17 protein-coding genes are annotated in these 18,396 nt (G+C 55.7%); 3 read left to right on the forward strand and 14 right to left on the reverse strand.

Annotated features, from left to right (window positions below; all coding sequences use genetic code 11):
• Positions 1 to 19: 19 nt before the first annotated feature.
• From RDA78_RS28465 to RDA78_RS28500, 8 genes are all read right to left on the reverse strand, one after another.
• The gene (locus RDA78_RS28465; RefSeq protein ID WP_434053107.1) at positions 20 to 460 is read right to left on the reverse strand and encodes a N,N-dimethylformamidase, small subunit; all 441 of its coding nucleotides are present in this window, start codon (positions 458 to 460) and stop codon (positions 20 to 22) included.
• Positions 461 to 505: 45 nt separating this feature from the next.
• Positions 506 to 1,204 carry an urea ABC transporter ATP-binding subunit UrtE gene (gene urtE, locus RDA78_RS28470; RefSeq protein ID WP_434053108.1) on the reverse strand — a complete coding sequence of 233 codons (699 nt, stop codon included), beginning with the start codon at positions 1,202 to 1,204 and terminating at the stop codon, positions 506 to 508.
• Complete coding sequence (gene urtD, locus RDA78_RS28475) at positions 1,204 to 1,947, reverse strand: urea ABC transporter ATP-binding protein UrtD (RefSeq protein WP_434053109.1); 744 nt, start codon at positions 1,945 to 1,947, stop codon at positions 1,204 to 1,206. Before urtD ends, urtE begins: the two co-directional genes overlap by 1 nt.
• Positions 1,948 to 1,958: 11 nt before the next feature.
• The gene (gene urtC, locus RDA78_RS28480) at positions 1,959 to 3,059 is read right to left on the reverse strand and encodes an urea ABC transporter permease subunit UrtC (protein ID WP_434053110.1); all 1,101 of its coding nucleotides are present in this window, start codon (positions 3,057 to 3,059) and stop codon (positions 1,959 to 1,961) included.
• Between the two features lie 60 nt (positions 3,060 to 3,119).
• Positions 3,120 to 3,995 (reverse strand): urea ABC transporter permease subunit UrtB, encoded by an 876-nt coding sequence (gene urtB, locus RDA78_RS28485; RefSeq protein ID WP_434053111.1) that lies wholly within the window; start codon positions 3,993 to 3,995, stop codon positions 3,120 to 3,122.
• An 81-nt stretch (positions 3,996 to 4,076) separates the two neighbouring features.
• Entirely contained in the window at positions 4,077 to 5,384 is a 1,308-nt protein-coding gene (locus tag RDA78_RS28490; protein WP_434056230.1) for a transporter substrate-binding domain-containing protein, read from the reverse strand.
• A gap of 447 nt (positions 5,385 to 5,831) precedes the next feature.
• Positions 5,832 to 6,437 carry an ANTAR domain-containing response regulator gene (locus tag RDA78_RS28495; RefSeq protein ID WP_434053112.1) on the reverse strand — a complete coding sequence of 202 codons (606 nt, stop codon included), beginning with the start codon at positions 6,435 to 6,437 and terminating at the stop codon, positions 5,832 to 5,834.
• Complete coding sequence (locus RDA78_RS28500; RefSeq protein ID WP_434053113.1) at positions 6,437 to 7,609, reverse strand: transporter substrate-binding domain-containing protein; 1,173 nt, start codon at positions 7,607 to 7,609, stop codon at positions 6,437 to 6,439. The genes RDA78_RS28495 and RDA78_RS28500 overlap by 1 nt, the downstream gene beginning before the upstream one ends.
• A gap of 818 nt (positions 7,610 to 8,427) precedes the next feature.
• Here RDA78_RS28500 and RDA78_RS28505 point away from each other — a divergent pair.
• The 3 genes from RDA78_RS28505 (at position 8,428) to RDA78_RS28515 (ending at position 11,705) form a co-directional block, all read left to right on the forward strand.
• A complete protein-coding gene (locus RDA78_RS28505) occupies positions 8,428 to 9,333 on the forward strand; it encodes a tyrosine-type recombinase/integrase (RefSeq protein ID WP_434053053.1) in 906 nt (301 codons plus the stop codon).
• Between the two features lie 4 nt (positions 9,334 to 9,337).
• The gene (locus RDA78_RS28510) at positions 9,338 to 10,528 is read left to right on the forward strand and encodes an IS91 family transposase (RefSeq protein WP_434053052.1); all 1,191 of its coding nucleotides are present in this window, start codon (positions 9,338 to 9,340) and stop codon (positions 10,526 to 10,528) included.
• Between the two features lie 556 nt (positions 10,529 to 11,084).
• Entirely contained in the window at positions 11,085 to 11,705 is a 621-nt protein-coding gene (locus RDA78_RS28515) for an isochorismatase family protein (protein WP_434053114.1), read from the forward strand.
• Positions 11,706 to 12,202: 497 nt separating this feature from the next.
• On the opposite strand, the gene RDA78_RS28520 is transcribed toward RDA78_RS28515, so the two are convergent.
• The 6 genes from RDA78_RS28520 to RDA78_RS28545 form a co-directional block, all read right to left on the reverse strand.
• Complete coding sequence (locus RDA78_RS28520) at positions 12,203 to 13,393, reverse strand: IS91 family transposase (RefSeq protein WP_434053115.1); 1,191 nt, start codon at positions 13,391 to 13,393, stop codon at positions 12,203 to 12,205.
• 3 nt (positions 13,394 to 13,396) lie between these two features.
• Positions 13,397 to 14,305 (reverse strand): tyrosine-type recombinase/integrase, encoded by a 909-nt coding sequence (locus tag RDA78_RS28525; RefSeq protein ID WP_434053116.1) that lies wholly within the window; start codon positions 14,303 to 14,305, stop codon positions 13,397 to 13,399.
• 215 nt (positions 14,306 to 14,520) lie between these two features.
• On the reverse strand, positions 14,521 to 16,764 hold the full coding sequence (locus tag RDA78_RS28530) for a DUF6371 domain-containing protein (protein ID WP_434053117.1): 2,244 nt from the start codon (positions 16,762 to 16,764) through the stop codon (positions 14,521 to 14,523).
• Positions 16,757 to 17,068: a hypothetical protein gene (locus RDA78_RS28535; protein WP_434053118.1), complete on the reverse strand. Its 312-nt coding sequence runs from the start codon at positions 17,066 to 17,068 to the stop codon at positions 16,757 to 16,759. Before RDA78_RS28535 ends, RDA78_RS28530 begins: the two co-directional genes overlap by 8 nt.
• On the reverse strand, positions 17,065 to 17,307 hold the full coding sequence (locus RDA78_RS28540) for a helix-turn-helix transcriptional regulator (RefSeq protein ID WP_434053119.1): 243 nt from the start codon (positions 17,305 to 17,307) through the stop codon (positions 17,065 to 17,067). Before RDA78_RS28540 ends, RDA78_RS28535 begins: the two co-directional genes overlap by 4 nt.
• A gap of 92 nt (positions 17,308 to 17,399) precedes the next feature.
• Positions 17,400 to 18,392, reverse strand: coding sequence for a hypothetical protein (locus RDA78_RS28545; protein WP_434053120.1), 993 nt, complete (start codon positions 18,390 to 18,392; stop codon positions 17,400 to 17,402).
• Positions 18,393 to 18,396: the final 4 nt, after the last annotated feature.

Genomic DNA, 18,396 nt, shown 5'->3' on the forward strand with positions numbered 1-18,396 from the left:
GCCGCAGCTACAGCTAAGCTCAGGTCGCTGGCCAGTTGTCGTTCCGGCGTTTCCAGCCTTCGTGATAGTCTTCCGGCATACCTGCAGACTCCGGCAACTCGTCCAGACGCATAAGAAATATTTCGTGCTGGATTTCTTGCTCGTCCGTATAGACCTTGTCGTCAATGAACTCGGGTGGGACACCGCGTATGCCGGATAGACGCGCGATCTTCCATTCTTCTTCGACCTTCGTACAGATGACGATGAGTTTGCCGGGTGTGTTTTCGCCTCGCATTCGCATCAGGACACGTTTCAGCAAAGGGCTTTCATGGACACCGCCGCTGATCTCGGTCGTGTCTCCGGGTGTGCCACACTTGAGGATCGAACAGCCGGCAACACCCTTCATGGAATCAATGCAGGCCCGGTGCTCGGCGATCAGGGCATCCCGTTCAGGGCTGCCTTTGGGCGGTATCTTGATCATGTCGTCTTCCCCTCTCTCTTGAGTTTGCTTATTGCCTGATGCCGGTCAGACCGTCATATGACGCTCCACGACATCGTCGGTCAGTTCGGAAATACCTCCGGATTCCACCACGCGCCCGTTGTCGATCATGACAAAGGCATCACCGAGATTCCGGGCAACCTTGATGTGTTGCTCGGTCAAAATGAGCGAGATACCGAGCTCCTTGTTGAGCATCTGCAGCGTCTCGCCGATCTCTGCCACGATGTTCGGTTGAATGCCTTCGGTGGGCTCGTCCAGGAGGAGGATCTGCGGATCGACGGCAAGGGCGCGGGCAATGGCCAGTTGTTGCTGCTGGCCACCGGACAGCAAACCTGCGCGACGGCCCAGGTTTTCCCGGAGATAGGGAAAGAGATCCAAGCATATGTCAGGTATCTTCTCAGTCGTTTCCCTACGCGCAAAAGTTCCCAGCAGGATGTTTTCGCGAACCGTAAACTTCCCGAGGATTTGCCGCCCCTGAGGAATGTAGCCAATGCCGCATTTGGCACGCTCGTCTGTCCGCTGTTGCGCGATGTCGGTCCCGGACAAACCGATCGCACCTTCTGTTTTGTCCGTCAGTCCCATGATCGTTCTGACCAGCGTCGTCTTACCAACACCGTTTCGGCCGAGCACGCACAAGCAACTACCTTTCGCAACGCCAAGCGAGACATTTCGCAGAATGCGGGTTTCGCCGTAGTAGGAGGAGACATTTCTTAGATCCAGAAGCATCAATGATCCTCCGTTCCGAGATAAACATCTCTGACCCGTTCATCCTTTTCGATGTCCTGGATCGTTCCCCGTGCCAGCAGGGACCCCATGTGCATGACGATCACTTCATCGGCGATCTCCCTGACGAAACCCATGTCATGTTCGACGACAATCAGCGTCTTGGTCTTTTTCAGTTCGTTCAGGATCTCCACTGTTTTGGCGATTTCGTGTTCGGTCATTCCAGCAACAGGTTCATCCAACAGCAAAAGAGCCGGGTCTTGCATCAGCACCATGCCAATTTCGAGCCATTGGGTCTCACCGTGCGACAACGTACCGGCAATCACTGCCAACCGCTCCGAGAGACCAACCATATTGGCCACCGCATGCATTCGCTCATCGCTTTGCTTTCGTGAAAAGCTGAAAAGATTTTGCAACGCACTGACTTCTTGGCAAAAAGCGACTTCAAGGTTCTGTGCGACCGTCAGTTCCTTAAAGATCGACGGAATTTGGAACTTTCGCCCCAAGCCTCTGCGCGCGATAAGATGCTCGCTGTCACCCGTGATCGCAGCGCCGCGGAAAACAATGTTGCCGGAAGTCGGCTTCAGCCGTCCCGTTATCAGGTCCATGGTTGTGGTTTTTCCGGCTCCGTTCGGTCCGACCAGACAGCAAAGGGTGCCCTCGATAACGGACATGCTGAAGTCGTTAATGACTTTTGCTGCGTCAAAGTTTTTCTGCAGATTTCTGATTTCCAGTACACCAACCATGTTCAGCCCTTTTATTCTGCAGACTTGACGCTTTGGCCGACATCCCCGGGCCTGGTTAGCCCTATAGAAGCCAACCGTCCAAGGATCAGCTCGACGAGCCCCGCCAGGCCACCGGGCAGAAAGCGCACGACTAGGATGAAAAAGAAGCCAAGGATGAGGATCCAGGTATTGAGAAACTCGTCACCGAGGTAGCTTTGTGCTCCCTGCACGATGAAGGCACCGAGAATTGCCCAGAGCAGGGACCCACGCCCGCCAATAGCTGCCCAGATCACCATGGAGATGCTGAAACTTACGTCAAATTGACCGGGCGAGACGTATTGCGTCAAAACTGCAAAACAGCATCCGGCGAGAGCTGCCATCAGGCCAGATATGGCATAGATGAAGGTTTCGTAGACCGCGACGTTGTAACCAAGAAAACGGACACGCTCAGCATCGTTCTTCTGCGCTCGAACAATCAGTCCGAACTTGCTCTGTGTGATCAGTTTCGCCACGACCGTGCAGACGAGCAGAGTGAGATAAACCATCCAAAAAGACGTTTTCGAGTAAGGATCAACCGACAATGATCCAAGCTCAAGTATTTGCGGTGGCGTTATTCCATTGACACCGTTTGTGTATGGCTGCAGATCAATAAAGACCGTGTAGATCGCACTCAACATTGCGAGGGTCATAATGGCGAAAAATGGCCCCGAGACGCGTGCTTGGAACATCAACGCGCCAAACACGACGCAGTAGAGCGTCGGAACCAGAAGCGCTAGAAAAATACCGGTACCAGTGTGGGAAAACGGTTCCCAGATAGTCGGCAGTTCATCGAGTCCGTTATTAAGCATGAAAGGCGGTATGGGATCCGCTTCGTCTTGCGATTGCATCTGCATGGTCATTGCCATGCCGTAGGCACCGAGCCCGAAAGAAATGCCCTGCCCCAGGTTGAGGATCCCGCCAAACCCCCAACAGAGGCTGAGCGACAGTGCCAATATGCCGTAGACGCCATATGTGGACAGCTGATTCAGCAGGAAATCGTCGTCCAGCAGCGTGGGTATCATTGCCAACAACGCGAAGAAAACAGCATAACTCCCCCATTGCAGTTTCGCGTTGTGAAATGGATTCTGTCTCACGATTTCTATAACTCCGTAAAACCGGCTTTGCGGTGCATATGTCCTGCGGCGAACGCCTGCTTAGCGCCGGGTGGCTCCGGTACTGATCATTCCGTGCGGCCGGAACCTCAGGAACACGACAATCAGAATGAAAACGAGAAATCTCGCGAACGTGTCGTTGTAGACAAAGGCAAAGATGGACTGGATCTGACCGGTTAGACCGCTCGCCAGAATGCTGCCAAGAAGACCGCCCCCACCTGCGACCACCATGAGGAAAGCTTCAACGACGTAGCTCGTACCCATCGTCGGTAGCACGATGTTCATTGCACCGAACAGCGAGCCTGCCATACCGGCAAGACCCGCTCCGATCGCGAATGTCATGGTGTAGACTCGGCTCGAGTTTATTCCGAACGAGGCTGCCATCTCTTTGTTTTGCGTGACGGCCCTGACCTTTACTCCGAATGTGGTGCGGTAAAAGACGAACCAGGTTGCAGCAACCAGCAGCAAGCAGACGAATAGAACGAACACTCGGAACGTCGAAACGTTGACAAGTCCAAAGTCGAGATTAGTCGAAAGGAACGCGGGCATTTGAACATATTTCGGGTCACTGCCGAATATCAGCCGCACCCCCTGCATCAGCACGAGAGATACGCCCCAGGTTGCCAGCAAAGTGTCAAGCGGACGGTTGTAGAGATAGCTTATGAGTAATTTTTCGATAATCAGCCCGATGATGGCAACAGTGACAAAGGACAGGGGTATGCAAAGAAAGAACGGCAATCCGATATAGGTCTGCAGCGTATAGGTGCTGTACGCCCCGAGCATGATAAATTCGCCATGCGCCATGTTGATCACGCCAGCTGTGCCGTAGATGATCGCTAGTCCTAGGGCAGCGATCAAGAACACGCTGCCAATGCTCAATCCAAGAACCAAAGCACTCAAAATCGCGCCGATATCCATCAGGATCCCTCTTGCTTTCAGTCAGATCAAACGGGTTGCAGGCGGGCAAGGGAGGGTTTAGCCCGCCTGCGGTCTTGGAACTTAGATAACGTCTGTTTTTATTGTGCCGTCGGGCGCCTTGAGCCCCTCGGCAGTACACGTCCCGATATCCGGATAGATCGAATATGGATCCGGTGCGACGTGCTCGGGGGCTTCCTTTACAATCTTGAAGCTACCGTCGGATTGGCACTGGCCAATCTTTGGCACCAACCAGGTATTGAAGTTGTTTTCGTCGATCCAGATAAGACCTTCCGGGGAGACATCCGCCTCCACTCGCACACCGGCTGCGGAGTCCCGAATTTTGGGCGGCGTAACGTCATCGATACCGACTTCGGCAATTGCCTTTTCAAGCGCATATTTGAACACGTATGCCGAGATGTAGGTTTCTTCCATATTGTAATGAGTCGTGCCGTTTTTTCCGTAGGGGCTGGAGAGGAACCCTTCGACGAACTTCTCGTTCGTTGGATTGATCATGTTCTGGAAATATGGAGCGGACAGGAAATGACCGGCCCCAAACTCAGCGCCCATCGCCTTGGTTTCAATTTCACCGGTCGTCAGCGAAGCAATCGGCATCGTTTCGGCATCTAGGCCTGCCTGCTTGAATTGGCGATGGAAGGCAATGTCGGACGCACCCACAACGGTGGAGAAAATGAAATCGGGTTTGGCGGCCCGGATCTTCTCAAGCACCGGCCCGAATTCAGAAGAACCAAGTGGGATATACTCTTCACCAAGAAGCTCACCTTCGGCACGCTCCAGCCAGACCTTCGCATTCTTGTTGGATTCTTTCGGCCAGACATAGTTGGAGCCCACAAAGAAAACGCGGGGTCCGAATTCCTTGACCATGTAAGGTATCAGGTCAAACGAGTGCTGGTTGGCGAGCGGCCCTGTGCAAATTGTATTTTGCGTGCACTCCGCGCCCTCGTAACAAGTCGGATAGAAAAGCAGGTTGTCTCTTTGCATCACGATCGGCAGGATGGCTTTCCGGCTTGCAGAGGTGTAACAACCAAAAATCGAGATGACCTTATCGCGCAGGATAAGCTCGCGCGTCTTTTCGGAATAGACTTTGAAATCGGATTTTGCATCGACGATCACCGGCTCGATCGGATGGCCGGCGACACCGCCTGCTGCGTTGATTTCGTCAATCGCGTATTGCATGACCAGGGTGGAATCTTCTTCGGGTACCGCAAGAGCGCCGGTGAGAGAGAACAGCAACCCCACCTTGATCGGTTCGCCGTCCTTGAGCGTTGCACCCCACGCCTCTTTCGAGCCGGGCAGCCATACATGTGGGGCTGCCAGGGCCGTTGCGCCGAGCGCGGATGTTTTCAGCAACTTGCGTCGAGTGATAGACATATCTGCTAGTCCTCTCAGTTTGCGATCAATCTCAGTCACCGGGATACAGGGTGGTCGTACGGACTTTCTCCAGCCTGATTTTTCATCACAGTGAAATTTTTTTCCTCAGCCTGTTCGAGCCCGTCACCGCCAACGATTGCGATGTTTCTTGTCGCAAGGGGTTGATTTGATGAGACAAATTTTTCAGTTGAGGCTTGCGGCAAGCGTGCGGAACTTGCTGAGCGTGATGATCTATATTTGTGCATCGCAGCACATGTATTCATCACTTAAAGTTTAGCAAAAGTCACAGAATTACTGCTCACGAATGCGATGGCTTCGCGCTTCCAAAGTCTAGCTTTCCTATTTTACAAATAATATGCCTATTCTTTAGGCGCATTAATCGCAATAGTATCAGTCAGTTTTTCTGTGAGAGTTTTGCGGGGCGTCGTTGGCCCGCCAATACTTAAACTATATATTAGTTTTACGCTTTGACAAGAGATTATTTGCGTTGATGAAGGTAATGGCCATCTCTTCGATCGAAACCCGCTTTGTCATCGCCTCACTGCGCAGGATGCTATAGGCTTCCTGCTCGTTGACAGCATGCGCATCCATGATGATCCGCTTGGCATCAGCTATCTTCTTCTGAGCCAGTAACTTTTTTTCCAAGCGATTGTTTTTGTTTGAAAGTTGCCGGACTTGTTCCCACTTCGAGCGGGCCAACACAAGGTTGGTCAGCATGCCGAATTCCTTGATCGGCTTGGAAATGACCGCGTAGGCATCAAGCTCAAGCACAATCTGCAACATCGCCGGATTTTCATAATTTACAATGGCAATTATGGTTGGCGGAGAGCCCTTGAATTTCCTGAGAACTGACTTTAGTTCCCGCTGCGTATCAAAAAAAACGCCTGCAAAAACGATTTCGGTGCTCGCAGGAAGAGGCCTTGACGGTGGCCAGAGTATTTCTGCACGGCAACCGATCCGCGTGAGCTGGTCCAGGAGAGCCTGTCCATCCCTGTCTGGCGGATGAAAAACGACGACAGAAAGGTCACGAAGGTCTTTGAGCTTGAACGCCATCAGCTAGGAATGCCCGAGCGTAGCGGCAGAGACGAAGAAAATTCCTGGCCAAAGGTCTGGTCGAAATCAATCAGGTAGGGATCGGGTCGAATCGACGTCTGTGCATTCTGCACGATATCGAATTCGCCCTTGCCATTCACAACCGCCACTTTTGGCCACAGATAGGTGTGATGATTTTCTCGGCTGACCCGAACCGAACCCTGTGGCGCATCCAGGCTGAAAGTCGGAAGCACTCGGAGAATGCTCTCACGATCGCTAGAACCCGCGCAGCGGGCAGCCTCGGCAAACAGGTGCACCTGCATATAGGCCGCTTCCGTTGCCGCGGAGATTGGGCTCCCGGCACCGAAACTTTCACGGTAGAGCGCGACAAATCTGGCATTTTGAGTGCTTTTGATGGAACTGAAGTAAGGCGCGGACGTAACGTGCCCGATGGATGCCTCAAGCCCCACCTCCTCGAACTCAACTTCACCGGTTATTACGCTACCGATTGGACTTATGGATGTATCAATGCCGGCCTTTTGATAGGACTGATAGAACGACACAAGGCCTTCGCCTACGATCGTGGAAATTACCACAACGGGACCGGCTGATTTGATCCTGTCTATTACCTTGTCGATCTCGGCTTGAGTGGGGCTCAAAGGAATATAGATTTCGTCAAGTACTGAGCCATTGCGGTTGGCAATAAAATCGCGCACCACACGGTTGGATTCATAAGGGAAAACATAGTTCGAACCGACAAGAATGAACGTGTCGCCATAATTTTCGAGCAGGTAATTTGCGAGCCAGATGGAGTTCTGGTTGGGAACTGCGCCAGAGTAGATGCAGTTCGGGGAAAATTCGAATCCCTCGTAAAAAGTCGGGTAGAACAGCAGTTTGTCTTGCTGTTCGATGATCGGTAGCGTGACCTTCCGGGTTGATGACATGTAGCAGCCGAAAATCGTGGAAACGCCGCTGTCTATGAGGCGCTGCGTTTCGGATCTGTACAGCCTGATATCACATTTTGGATCGCACTCCTCGAGATCAAGCAATCTGCCGTTCACACCACCGTTTTGATTAATTTCCTTCACCGCCAAAGCAACGGCATTGCCCAAACTCTTCTCAGTGATCGCGGTGACACCGGTTCTGGAGAACAAGCTGGCTATCTTTATTGAATTGCTGCTGGATGGTGACATGGTTTGCTCGAACGAATTTTCATTTGTCTGTTAAACGTGGCGCATGATCGTATTGCTGCTTAGGCATCAACACAACTCGACAGACTGCTCCAAATAGTTGCAATGCGTCGAAGCCATGGAAGGGGAAAAATTGGACGCCCTGAGAGTTCAGCCGCTCATCGCATATCAGGAAAGTAGTTCTGCCGGGTATGGGTAACCTCTCCAGTCACCACCCTTTAATTACTCAAGGCTACAGCATACCCGCAGCATGCGCTAGCAACAATCGACCAACGAGGTTCAATCAGGAACTGGAACAAGTCATACTTTCATGGCGCTGACCCAAATGCTTGCGTTACTTGCACAACAGAATATCGTCGCTACAAAACAACTGGAACTTTCAAAGAGCGAATGCACGAAAGTAGAACAGTCTTTTGAATTCGTCTTCACAAAATGAATGGTGGCATTCCCTGACACATTGGTAACCTAAGGTAGGGTGAAGGCTGATTGACTGTTTTTCAACCGTTCTGCTCGCTATCTGCAAACGTGTTCCAGAGTGTGATTTTCGTCCTTGAACGTCCGCCTCAGGCCAAAACCAACCGCGAACTAGCTCAGCGTGAACGACCGCTTAAATGACTTTTCGGACGCAACTGGCCAGTCAGTATCCGGTCCCAGAATAGACGGGCTGAACTTGTGAACTGCCAGTCCGCTTTGCGCCCCCATGCACGAACCCGCTTCGCGGGAGGGTGCACGTGGCGCGGTTTGGTGGATTTCTCTGAGGCTCTGGGCAGGTAGAGGCAAAGGTCCGAGCATGGAGTTCCTTTCAACCGGAGGAACTCAACATGACGACCTTTCAGACCGAAGCCCCGATCACACAGCTACGCCAGCGCATGCAGCAAGACATGGTGATGCGGGGCCTGGGCTCCCATACACAGCAGGATTACGTTCGCCACGTCCGGAACTTCGCCGCTTTCCTCGGGCGTCCTCCCGACACCGCGACCACGGAGGACATCCGGCACTACCAGTTGCACCAGCATGAGACCGGCGTAGGTCCGGCGACGATCAACAGCACGGTTTCGGCGCTGCGCTTCCTGTTCACAGTAACGCTGAACCGACGGGATCTGTCGCGAACTCTGGTGATCACCCGCAACCCGCGCAAGCTGCCCGAGGTGTTGAGTGTGGAGGAAGCCGCTCAACTGCTCGAGGCGGCACCGGGCATCAAATACAAGGCAGCGCTCGGTGTTGCCTATGGCGCGGGCCTGCGCGTCTCCGAGGTCGCGCATCTCAAGGTCGACGATATCGACTCGACCCGCATGCTGATCCGCGTCGAACAGGGCAAGGGACGCAAGGACCGCAACGCCATGCTCTCACCGCAACTCCTGGAGCTTTTGCGTGTATGGTGGCGCGAAGGAAAGCGGCGCGGCGTGATGCTGCCCCATGGCTGGCTGTTTCCGGGACGCAGTTGCACCGATCCGATCTCGTCACGGCAATTGCATCGCGCAGTGCAGGAAGCGGCCGAGGTCGCCGGCCTCCGCAAACGTGTCAGCCCGCATACATTACGGCACAGCTTCGCCACACACCTTCTGGAGGACGGCACCGATATCAGGGTCATCCAGGTTCTGCTTGGACACAGCAAGCTTGAGACAACCGCCCTTTACGCCAAGGTCTCGACCCGAACGATCCACGCGGTTGCGGGGCCTCTCGATCGGCTGATGGCGCTGATGGAAGGCAAGACGCCGCCCGAGTGAACAAGTGCGCACCTCAATCGAGGTCGCTGACATCTTCCGCGCTGCCGGTCCCGCCTACCGGGCAACCCATGAAGGACACCTGAGCCTTGCCCAGCTCAAGGTGATGTCGGCGGTCGAACAGTGCCGCACAGCTGCCTTGGGCGGACATGTCGAGGCCTGCGAGGACTGCGGGCATTGGCGCATCGCCTATAACAGCTGCCGCAACCGGCACTGCCCCAAGTGCCAGGGTGCCACCGCGCGCGCTTGGCTCGCCGAGCGGGAGGCCGACCTCTTGCCGGTCGGCTACTTCCACGTCGTCTTCACGTTGCCCGCCGAGATCGCCTCCATCGCCTTCCAGAACAAGGCGTTGGTCTACGACCTGTTGTTCCGGGCTGCCTCAGAGACGATGCTGACAATCGCCGCCGACCCGAAGCACCTCAGCGCCCGCATCGGCATCACAGCGGTGCTCCACACTTGGGGATCGGCGATGACCCACCATCCCCATGTGCACATGATTGTGCCGGGCGGCGGCATCTCCCTCGACGGAACGCGCTGGATATCGTCACGCCCCGCATTCCTCCTGCCGGTGCGCGCCCTGGGCAAGTTGTTCCGTCGCCTGTTCCTGACCCGGCTGATCGCGCTCCACGATGCCGGCCGGCTCGCCTTCTTCGGATCTATGGCCCATTTGGCGGACCGCGGCGTCTTTCTGCGTCACCTGAAGCCTGTGCGCAGCAAACGCTGGATCGTCTACGCCAAGCCGCCCTTCGCCGGACCGGAAGCGGTACTCGCCTATCTGGCGCGCTACACCCACAGGGTCGCCATCTCGAACCGCCGCCTCATCGGCTTCGACGAGAACAAGGTCACCTTCCGCTACAAGGATTACCGCCGTGGCGGCACCGACCGGCAGCAGGTCATGACCCTCGCCACCGACGAGTTCATCCGACGCTTCCTGCTCCATGTCCTGCCGCGCGGCTTCCACCGTATTCGCCATTACGGCCTCCTTGCCGGCACCTCTCGCAAGGCCAGTCTCGATCGTGCACGCGCATTGCTGAGCGTCGCTACAGTACCCGAAGACGACGCGCCAGAGGTGTCCGATACTCGGCCACCATGCCCTTGCTGTGGTGGACGCATGATCATCATCGAGACCTTCGCCCGCTGGCAACAGCCCCGCGCACCCCCGCACTGTGCCGCGTCAACCCGGGAGACTGCGCCATGACCCGGCATGGCCTGTTCGATCAACCGGCCGCCCTGCAACGGCATCAGCCGATGAGACGGCTTGCGCTCTGCGAAAACAGGACGGCTCTCAGCCGCGCAAACCCGCAACAGGCCAATGCGACAAGCGCTGCTCTAACGCCGGAAAGGCCATTGCGCACCCCGATCTGCCCACCAATTGTTGCTGATCGTAACTGCCCCAGACCTGCCGAAAAAAACAAAACCCCATAGCCTGCAATGCGCGGACCGCGGGTTCCTGCATGAGAGGTTTTCGTACGCCTAACGGCACCCGAAAACCTTAGCCATTCCGGACGTTCGCCTCATGAAGCCTGCGCCCAAAAGCAAACATCCATTTGAGGCGAAGCAATTTCACAGGATGGGCGGGGAGCTGACGTTTGATGCGCCTGGAACAATTGGCGGTAGTGCGGACAAAGCTGACGCGCCCAATTTGCTGTGCGGAGAATTGGCTTTTTCGCTTTGTCGACCGCAAAGTTGAGGTAGTGGAACTGCAGGGTTTGCTGGTATGATCCACGGGTTGCAACCATGGATCAGAGATTGCCATGAACGGTCCGGATATTTATCAGCGACAAGGCTACGGAGGTTCCGTCGGCTTTGGCACATCACCAGCGCTGCTTATTGTCGATTTTGTCAATGGATTCATCGATCCCGATCAGTTCGGCGGCGGTAATATTGCAGCGGCTGCCGCGCAATCGGTAAAGCTGCTCGACGTGGCCCGCCGTGTTGGCATCCCAGTGGTTTTCACGCGGATGGTTTATGCGATAGATGGCTCCGATGTTGGCATGTTCTGTTTGAAAGCGACCGGACTTCCGCAGTTTACAGAACAGGCTCCAGCCGGCCAAATTGTCGATCAACTGACCCCGAGATCCGGTGAACTCATCGTGCGAAAGCGACAGGCATCCGCATTCTTTGATACCGGCTTAGCCGGCAATCTGATCGCTAGGCAGGTCGATACGGTCATTGTGGCTGGCTGCACGACAAGCGGCTGTGTTCGGGCAAGTGTGGTGGACGCGGTGAGCTACAATTTCAGACCGATTGTTGTCACAGACTGCGTAGGTGACCGGGCCATCGGACCGCATGATGCCAACCTATTCGACATGGATCAGAAATATGCGGATCTAATGGTCTACTCGGAGGTTGCCGCGAGGTTGATGGCGAGCTGATATAGAAAGCCCGTTCGAAATCCAAGAGAATTCCTGCTTGCGCCCGCAGCATAAATTTCCATTGACCACCTTGGGCTCGTTCCGGTCCTTCGCTGGGGTTCACACCAACGTCCGCTCCGGGCCGTTAATGTCCGCATCCGGGCGCAGCTGTCATGTCCGCTTTACGTTTCTACTACAATAACCCGCCAGTCCGCTTCCGTGAAGAGTTTCGGGTGCCGTCAGGCGTACGAAAGTCCCCGAGGACCGAACCCGCGTGCCGCAGATACTGTGTTATGGGGATTTCTATTTCCGGCTGGTCTTGTTCCCTACGTTGGTCGCTTGAGGGAGCGTATCGTCTGATACGTTTGCACCGCCAACAACCGGTTTCGTGTGTTGCCAGTGATGTGGCCGAGCGGTGCTGATGATCATCGCAACGGTTGGAATGGCGGCTTGGGCACAGCGGAGCCTTCGCCGGAGCGCAAAGGCTCCGGGATGGTGTCCAGTCTGTCGATGCCGGGTCATGGCCCAGTCTCCCGGTTTGACGCGGCGCAGTGCGGTGGTGCCCGGGGCTGTTGCCAGCGGGCGAAGGTCTCAATGATGATCATGTGCCCACCGCAGCAAGGACATGGCGGCCGTGCATCGGACACCTCTGGTTCGTCATCCTCGGGCTGTGGGACAACGCTCAGCAATTCTCGAGCGCGATCGAGGCTGGTCTTGCGAGAGCTGCCGGCAAGAAGGCCGTAGTGGCGAATACGGTGGAAGCCGCGCGGCAGGACATGGAGCAGGAAGCGGCGGATGAACTCGTCGGTGGAGAGGGTCATGACCTGCCGCTGGTCGGCACCAGTGCGGCGGTAGTCCTTGTAACGGAAGGTGACCTCGTTCTCGTCGAAGCCGATGAGACGGCGATTGGAGATGGCGACCCTGTGCGTGTAGCGAGCGAGATAGGCAAGAACCGCCTCCGGTCCGGCGAAGGGGGCCTTGGCATAGACGGCCCACCGCTTTTTGTGCACCGGTGATAGATGCTTCAGAAAGGCGCGCCGCTCGGCCAATGGGGCCATCGATCCGAAGAAGGCGAGCTGTCCTTTATCGTGAAGCGCGATCAGCCGGGTCAGAAACAGGCGGCGGAACAGTTTGCCCAGCACCCGCACTGGCAAGAGGAATGCGGGGCGCGACGATATCCAGCGCGTCCCATCGAGCGAGATGCCGCCGCCCGGCACGATCATGTGCACATGGGGGTGGTGGGTCATCGCCGATCCCCAAGTATGCAGCACGGCTGTGATGCCGATGCGGGCGCCAAGGTGCTTCGGGTCGGCAGCGATCATCAGCATCGTCTCCGACGCGGCGCGGAACAACAGATCGTAGACCAGAGCCTTGTTCTGGAAGGCGATGGCGGCGGCCTCGGCGGGCAGCGTGAAGACGACATGGAAGTAGCCGACCGGCAAGAGGTCAGCTTCCCGCTCGGCCAACCAGGCGCGCGCGGCAGCGCCCTGACACTTGGGGCAGTGTCGGTTGCGGCAGCTGTTATAGGCGATGCGCCAGTGGCCGCAGTCCTCGCAGGCTTCGACGTGGCCGCCCAATGCAGCTGTGCGGCAGTGTTCGACCGCCGACATCACCCTGAGCTGGGCGAGGCTCAGGTGTCCGGCATGAGAAGCCCGGTAGGCGGGCCCGGCAGCGCGGAAGATGTCGGCGACCTCAAGTGAGGCGGACACGCCTCAGCCATCGGGCGCGGTGTCTGCGACAGAGAAGATACCGAGCTTGTCGAGCGGACTGATGACAGTGCGCACCGTACGGGTCGCGACCTTGGTATAAAAGGCGGTGTTCTCCAGCTTGGCATGCCCGAGCAGGACCTGGATCACCCGGATATCGATGCCGTCCTCCAGCAGATGGGTGGCGAAGCTGTGGCGCAAAGTGTGCGGGCAGACCCGCTTGCCGATGTCGGCGGCCCGTGCCGCTTCGACGACGATGCGGTGGAGCTGACGCGTGCTGATCGGCTTAGAGTAATGCTGTCCCGGAAACAGCCAGCCGTCGCGATGCATCACGCCCTGCTGGTGGCCGACCTTCCACCAGTGCCGCAGCAGGGTGAGCAGGTCTTTGGACAGCATGGCATTGCGATATTGTCCGCCCTTGCCGCGCTCAACCCGGATCAGCATACGCTCGCTATCGATGTCGCGGACCTTGAGCATCGATATCTCCGCGACACGAAGGCCTGCGCCGTAGCCGACCGACAGGGCCGCCTGGTGCTTGAGGCAGGTGGTCGCGTTGAGCAGACGGGTCACTTCGTCCCGGCTCAGAACAACAGGGAGCTTGCGCATGCTCTTCACTCGAACCAGCTTGCGCGCTAGATCCGGCCGGTCGACCGTGTTGGTGAAGAAGAAGCGCAGCGCCGACACGATGCTGTTCATCGTCGGCACCGGGACACCGGCTTCGCGCTGCTCGATCTGGAATCGATGCAGGTCTTCGGCTGTAGCCGTATCGGGAGGTCGACCGAGATAAGTCGCGAAACGTCCGACATCGCGCGTGTAGTTGCGCTGCGTCTCCATGGAGAAGTGGCGCAGGTTCATATCTTCGATCAGTCGCTGCCGCAACCGACTGACGGGGGAAATGGATGTAACTTCGGTCATTGTTTGGTTCCTTCTGGTTGAAAGGAACCAAATGGTCCGCTCAGGACCGCCGACGCTCAATCAAAACACAGCCGTCAAGGATTTGCCGTGTCCTTGCCACGCGCGACCTCCCGCGCAGCGGGTTCGTTCTCCGGCCCCAAAACGGCTTTTTGTTAGCCAAGAAGGTGTCTTTGGAGGTCACAAAGGTCACCGTAACAAGTCTGTCACGTTTTCCACTATTTTCGATTTCTCCACAATCGGCACATCCGATCTCCCGAATGGCCGCTTTCAAACTCGATCCCGACCGTCCGCAACATGGGGGCGATTCGCCGAAGTTGCTTCCCGAGAGTCGCGGGATTTGTTGGCCAACCGCGTCGCTGTTCCCTGGCATCGGGAGCGTATTGCATTATTGTATTGAACAACGAGGTTGGCGTTCCGGTGAACCCTTCCGGAAATTCTTCAAAAAGCTTGTCTCGTATTGCGACGGCAAGAGCGTCGTTCTCGAATTTGCTTTCTGTTACACCTTTCAAATTTGTTTCATACGCAGCTAGAAATTGACCTTCTTCCCAGCCAAATGCGGGCGCTGCAGCTTCTGCCCATTTGGCAAAGTCAGCCATGCGCGGAAGTCGGCTCAACTGAACCGAACTTTTGCGCTGCATTGCACGGGACAAACCGACGAACAACGCCCCAAGCAAACGTGGCCAGGCCTCATCGAAGTCCGCCCAAATTTCATCCTCGGATCGTCGTTCACTGTCCGGAATGGCAGGTAAATTGATCGCAATTCCGCGCGAAGCCAGGTCACCTCTCTCAGCCAGGTCGTTGATCCCGTTGAGAACAATCGGACGCGCCGCGTCAAAGACCTCTTGCTCCCGGTCCGTGTGAAGTCTGCGTGTCGTCAACCCTGAACCCGTAGCAACCTTGCAGAGTGCGTCCGAAAGCCAATTCGGCATCCCACTCAAATTGTCGATCGCAATCACCCAAGCATTTGCCGCTTCCACTGCGACGTTCTGATCATCCTTCGGCGCGGATCTCAATGGGGCGCGGGCAGGGTCTGCAAGTTTGCGCAACATCTTGCTCGTAGTGGACTTGGCGCTGCCATGTTCTCCGTTGACCAGCATGATGGGATAAGGGCCGTATGGCCGTAGCGACATGACAAGCCAGGCGACAATCAGCAAAAAGTCTTCTTCTTTCGAAACCCGAATGAAGTTACGCAATTCTTCAATAAAACCACCCTTGTCGGGTTCTGGAAACGGGAGCATTGCCTGGCAGCGGTGAAACTTGCAAGACGCCTGTTCAACAACACTCCATTCGCCGGGAGTGATCTTGACTGCTCGCCAATCCCTGTCGCAGAGGTCGATCCAGATCGTTCCTTCGGTTTGTCCTGAGCGCACAAAAACAGTGTGTTGTTCGCCCTCGTTGACAGCCCGGGCATCCAGTACGCGCAACGCGTCTTCCATCGCCTGACTGCCAAGAGTGCTACCGCATTCCGAATAATGCCTGGCAGCAATCCACCGACGAAATTCTCTCGAGCGAATAGGCCAGTTCTCATGGTGTCCTCGAACTTCGAAAGTGGCCCAGGCGTCGAAACCTTCGTCATGCCAAAGCTCTACGGTCTCGCACACGCTCAACACCTGGTCACGTTGCGGTGGACGTTTGCGTTTTTGATTGTTGCCAGACTCGTCGCCTTCTTCGACTGTCACAGAGTTGCTTGAATCGGGATTAACTGGGTTGCAAAGTGGAGATGTGGAGCTCAACCCAGACCGAGTGTTGCGTGTTCGCGACTTGGACAAGGTGGTCCGGTCAATTTCCTTCACTTGCGCAAGAAGGCACTTGGCCTTCTGTTCATTCCATCCTTCCTTCAGCGCATCGGCCGCATCCCACCCAGGTTCCACAGTTTCTGGAGGCTCGATGGCCGCCACAGATTTGGCACCTGCGGCCAGGACTAGGTGCGCCACTTCTGAAGCATAGGCCTGGCCTGGAGCATCCGCGTCAGGCCAGATCAACACATGGCGACCGGCAAGCATTGACCAATCCGACTTTGTTGCGGCCTTGCAGCCACCGCTGCTGGTGGTTGCGACAAAGTCTGGCAAGAGCGCTTGTGCGGCTTCGGCCGCTTTTTCCCCTTCACAAACCAAAACCGTTTTGTTTGGATGTCGCGACAGTTGGTCGAGACAATAAAGTGGCCGATCCTTTTCGATTGCCGCCCATCGCCAACAACCCTGCCCCTTCGTGTCCACCTGCCGGGTCAAGGGTAAAACGACCTTGTCTCCGTCTTCACCATCAAAACGCACAGCATACGCACAGTGCTGGCCACCCGGATCGCGATAAGTCCAACAAGCGGAAGGCATACCACGCTGAGGATGGGTCGTGGGTCGCGCAGGTGCATTCGCAGGCACTGGAAACACCGCTTTCCAGTTTTGCTCTTTTTTTCGGCCGGTTTGCCCACCGCCAGGAACTAGAGGTGCGAAGGGATCAGTCATCGTGCGCATGGATCCCCAACATCTTCGCCACCTTGAGCCCCGCATCTGGCTGCGATAAATCAAACAAGTATGCTGCCAGGGCGACCAGATCACGGCCACCCTCGCCGGTTGCAAAATCAGCCCACTTGCCGCTTTGAAGATTGATTTTCAGAGAGCCAGGTTTGTGATCGTTTCGTCGGGGATTGCGTGCGACCCATTCGGCACCTTCCCGCTTTCCGTCGGGTAGCCAACGTTCCACAAGCACTTCTGAACACAACAGCGTTGCTGTGGAGATCCGTTCGAAGTTGATCTGCCGGCGCCTCATTTGGAGCGCTCCGCACGCTTAGCGTCGGCTTCTGTGGTCGAGTGGGCAGAGTTCGAAGTCGCAAAGGCTAACAAATCCGCACGACGGTAGCGTACCGCACGACCGATCTTGCAGAACTTCGGACCACCACCGCGCACACGCCACGCTTGAAGCGTCCTGAAACTGACGCACAGAAAGTTGGCAGCGTCCTGCTCGTTTATCAGTCGATCGGGATCGAATTGTTCAACCAGGTTCATCATCGAATTCGCTCCTACGATGTGTTTTTCGCAGAAGTTCGATAGCAAAGTAGTGCGGTTTAGCGCCCCACCTTAAAAAGGAAATTTACGCTCAATTAGCTGGGGTCGCGGGCACCTGGTTGATGAGGCCACAGTCCTGACGCCGTTTCCTCCCAACTGTTCCATACATTCTCTTCAAAACGTTCGCGCAGAAAATTCCGCGTCCGTTGAAGGCCCTCGAAGTCCTTAGGCACTAACTGGTGTCGTTCTACAGAACCGATTTCTTTAAGGAGTCGAACCGTGTTGTCTGCAAGGCTCCTGATGTCCTTCTGATTGGCCAATGGTGCCTCCGAGGGAAATTGCGCCATCGTATCTTCATCGGCGAAGAACACATGCTCGAGTTCGGACAAGAACCCTTCAAAGGACCTGTTTGTCTCACCGGGAAATGCCTCTTTCAAAAACGAAAACAAAGCCATTCCATTTATGCCAAATAGCCTGCGTCGGATATCAATTCCAACGCCTCGTTTTCGCCCTCGCCTCTTTGATCCGCCGTTCTGCCTCCCTTGGTCTAGAGGAGAGTAGTATTTGATGTATCGCTCGGTCGGCCCACTCAGGTTCAAAATGTACTCAACAATGTCTGATATGCGGTGATCGAATATCTCTTCGTCATAAAGTTCCCAAATCTTCGTAGTCGCATCAAATTTGTCTTGGTCGTGGGGAAATTCAAAAGACGAAAGGTAAGAGATTACATCTCCCATCTTCTCAAGCGCTCTAAGCGCTTCCGAACTCGTATCAAGGAGTAATCTCAGCTTTTCCGCAATTTTGTTTCTTTCAATGTAGCCACCATGCGCTAGCTCAATATCCCAGAACCAGCGACGGATTTCCGCCCTCACCTCCAAATAGAGGCAACGGACACCTTTGATCTCAAGACGTTGTCGAAAGCCGCAACCACCACGAGATAGAGCTTCTTCTATTTGAACATCGAACGCACATCGTGCGAACGGCGAAGACGGCCGTTGCCAAGACTTCCAATCTGGCGGAATTGCCACCGCGCAAGGCCTTGCGACACCCTGGATGGGCAATTCGGCTCCGAACAAGCGATGCCACAAGGCA

Source organism: Roseibium sp., assembly GCF_051016195.1.
In the GTDB taxonomy this organism is placed as follows: domain Bacteria; phylum Pseudomonadota; class Alphaproteobacteria; order Rhizobiales; family Stappiaceae; genus Roseibium.

Bases quoted from the DNA above. Each gene is read 5' to 3' on its own strand.
- RDA78_RS28465 (WP_434053107.1), bottom strand. From the start codon at position 460: ATGATCAAGATACCGCCCAAAGGCAGCCCTGAACGGGATGCCCTGATC.
- urtE (WP_434053108.1), bottom strand. From the start codon at position 1,204: ATGCTTCTGGATCTAAGAAATGTCTCCTCCTACTACGGCGAAACCCGC.
- urtD (WP_434053109.1), bottom strand. From the start codon at position 1,947: ATGGTTGGTGTACTGGAAATCAGAAATCTGCAGAAAAACTTTGACGCA.
- urtB (WP_434053111.1), bottom strand. From the start codon at position 3,995: ATGGATATCGGCGCGATTTTGAGTGCTTTGGTTCTTGGATTGAGCATT.
- RDA78_RS28490 (WP_434056230.1), bottom strand. From the start codon at position 5,384: ATGTCTATCACTCGACGCAAGTTGCTGAAAACATCCGCGCTCGGCGCA.
- RDA78_RS28495 (WP_434053112.1), bottom strand. From the start codon at position 6,437: ATGGCGTTCAAGCTCAAAGACCTTCGTGACCTTTCTGTCGTCGTTTTT.
- RDA78_RS28500 (WP_434053113.1), bottom strand. From the start codon at position 7,609: ATGTCACCATCCAGCAGCAATTCAATAAAGATAGCCAGCTTGTTCTCC.
- RDA78_RS28505 (WP_434053053.1), top strand. From the start codon at position 8,428: ATGACGACCTTTCAGACCGAAGCCCCGATCACACAGCTACGCCAGCGC.
- RDA78_RS28515 (WP_434053114.1), top strand. From the start codon at position 11,085: ATGAACGGTCCGGATATTTATCAGCGACAAGGCTACGGAGGTTCCGTC.
- RDA78_RS28525 (WP_434053116.1), bottom strand. From the start codon at position 14,305: ATGACCGAAGTTACATCCATTTCCCCCGTCAGTCGGTTGCGGCAGCGA.
- RDA78_RS28530 (WP_434053117.1), bottom strand. From the start codon at position 16,764: ATGACTGATCCCTTCGCACCTCTAGTTCCTGGCGGTGGGCAAACCGGC.
- RDA78_RS28535 (WP_434053118.1), bottom strand. From the start codon at position 17,068: ATGAGGCGCCGGCAGATCAACTTCGAACGGATCTCCACAGCAACGCTG.
- RDA78_RS28540 (WP_434053119.1), bottom strand. From the start codon at position 17,307: ATGATGAACCTGGTTGAACAATTCGATCCCGATCGACTGATAAACGAG.